The sequence below is a fragment of the Pseudofrankia coriaricola genome (genome assembly GCF_032027725.1).
Taxonomy (GTDB): Bacteria; Actinomycetota; Actinomycetes; order Frankiales; family Frankiaceae; genus Pseudofrankia.
Window position 1 is genome coordinate 1 of sequence record NZ_JASNFO010000192.1, and the last position, 2,509, is coordinate 2,509.

Consider the following 2,509-nt stretch of genomic DNA (forward strand, 5'->3'; position numbering starts at 1 on the left):
GTCGCCGAACATCAGCGCATTGCTCTTCGCCCGGCGGAAGTACAGGTGCGCGGAGTGCTCCCAGCTGAAGCCGATACCGCCGTGGATCTGGACGTTCTCGGCGGCCGCGAAATCGAAGCACTCCGAACAGCGGATCTTCGCGATGGAGGCGGCGACGGGCAGCTCGGGGTCCGAGGTCGCCGCCGCCCACAGCCCGTGGGCCAGCGCGGTCCGAGCGGCATCCAGCTCGAGCGCCATGTCCGCGCAGCGGTGCTTGATCGCCTGGAACTGCCCGATCGGACGCCCGAACTGCACCCGCGTCCTCGCGAACGCGACGGCCGTCTCCAGCACCCGCGCCGCGCCGCCTACCTGTTCGCAGGCCAGGGCGACGGCGGCCAGGTGGCCGAGGTGCTCGAGGGTCGGTCCGGCGCCGCCCTCCGGGCCGACGAGCCGGCCCGGCACGGAGTCCAGGTCGAGGCGCGCCTGGCTGCGGGTGAGGTCGAGTGTCGGCATCGCGCCGCGGGTCAGACCCGGCGCGGTTCCGTCGACCGCGAAGAGACTGACGGCGGATCCCGCGCCGTCGCCCGTCCGCGCGGCGACGAGCACGAGGTCGGCGATGTGTCCGTCGAGGACGAACATCTTCGTCCCGTGCAGCTCCCAGCCCGCCGCGCCGCGCGTCGCGGTCGCGGCGACATCGGCCGCATCCCAGCGCCCCGACTCCTCCACGACCGCCACGGTCGCGATGGTCTCCCCCGCGGCGATGCCAGGCAGATAATCCTTGCGGGCCGCCTCGTCGTCGATGTGCAGCAACGCGCCGGTCGCGAGCACGACGGTGGACAGGTACGGCGCGCACGTCAGGGTGCGCCCCATCTCCTCGAGGACCACGCCGACCTCGGCGAAGGTGGCGTCGCTGCCGCCGTGCTCGGCCGGGATGCACAGCCCGGTGAGGCCGAGCTCGCCGGCCAGCCTCGCCCACTGCCCCCGGTCGTAGCCCTCCGGCGTCTCCATCAGTCGCCGGACCTCGTTTTCCGAGGAGTGCGCGGCCAGGAACGACCGCACGGCCTGCCTCAGCTCGGCGCGTTCCTCGCTCGGTGCAAGATTCATGCTCCGGTACCCCCTTGCATGGCACTGGGCGGAGGGCCTCCGGGCGTGCGGCCACGCCATGATCGCGCGATCTTCGGCCGATCAGAACCGCGGAGTTCCCAGCCGCTCGACGGGCGGCCCGCGACGGGTGAGCCGCTCACTCCGAATCCGCGAGCTCGAGCTCGACGGCGTACCGCGCCCGGGCATCGGCGGCCAGGGACGGGAGGTGGCCGGTGGGGAACAACCCCGGGGCCGGCGCGACGCCGCGCAGCAGCTGCCGGGCCAGGTTCACCTTGTGAATCTCGGTCGGGCCGTCGGCCAGGCCCATGTGGAACGACTCCAGCACCCACCGGCCGAACGGCATCTCCGTGGAGACGCCCAGGGAGCCGTGCACCTGCAGCGCGCGGGACGCGACGTCCATCAGCACCTTGGGCATCGCCGCCTTGACCGCGGCGATATCGGCGCGCACCTTGTCGTAGTCGTTGTACCTGTCGATGCGCCAGGCCGTGCGCAGGACGAGCAGCCGGAACTGTTCCATCTGGATCCAGGAGTCGGCGATCATCTCCTGGACGAGCTGCTTGCGTCCGAGCATCTCGCCCTTGGTAGTCCGGGAGACCGCCCGCTCGCACATCATTTCGAACGAGCGCCTGACCAGCCCGACGGTCCGCATCGCGTGGTGGATGCGGCCGCCGCCCAGCCGGGTCTGCGCCACGGCGAAGCCGGCGCCCCGCTCGCCGAGCAGATGATCCGCCGGGACGCGTACGCCCTCGTAACGGATGTAGGCGTGGATGCCCTCATGTTCGTCGTGCCCGGACACCCCCACATTGCGGACGATATCGATGCCGGGGGTGTCCGCCGGGACGACGAACGCCGACAGCCGCCGGTGCGCCGGTGCGTCCGGGTCGGTGACCGCCATCACGATTAGAAACGAGGCGAACCGGGCGTGCGAGGAGAACCACTTCTCCCCGTCGATCACCCACTCGTCACCGTCGAGGCGGGCCAGGGTGGTGAACCCGGTCGGATCGGAGCCGCCCTGCGGTTCGGTCATCGAGAAACAGGAGACGATCCGGTTCTCGATCAGCGGTTCCAGGTAGGTCTTCTTCAGGTCGTCAGTGCCGTAGTGCGCGAGGATCTCGGCGTTTCCCGAATCCGGCGCATGGCAGCCGAACACGACCGGGCCGGAATGGGTACGCCCGAGGACCTCGTTGAGCAGTGCCAGCTTCACCTGCCCGTAGCCCGGGCCACCCAGCTCCGGGCCGAGATGGCAGGCCCACAGCTTCCGTTCCCGGACCTGGTCCTGCAGCGGCGGGATCAGCTTCGCGCGCACCGGGTCACGCACGTCCCAGGCGTGCTCGATGACGAAGTCGAGCGGTTCGACCTCCTCGCGGACGAACTCCTCGGCCCACTCCAGCTCGCGCGCATACTCCGGATCCGTCTCGAAGTCCCA

At 70.7% G+C, this 2,509-nt stretch carries 2 protein-coding genes; both read right to left on the reverse strand.

What is annotated here, in order from left to right:
• A partial coding sequence (locus tag QOZ89_RS47005) for an acyl-CoA dehydrogenase family protein (RefSeq protein WP_312630395.1) occupies positions 1-1,083 on the reverse strand: 1,083 nt, incomplete at its 3' end.
• 136 nt (positions 1,084-1,219) lie between these two features.
• Positions 1,220-2,509 (reverse strand): acyl-CoA dehydrogenase family protein (locus QOZ89_RS47010; RefSeq protein ID WP_312630396.1); only part of this gene is annotated, 1,290 nt, incomplete at its 5' end.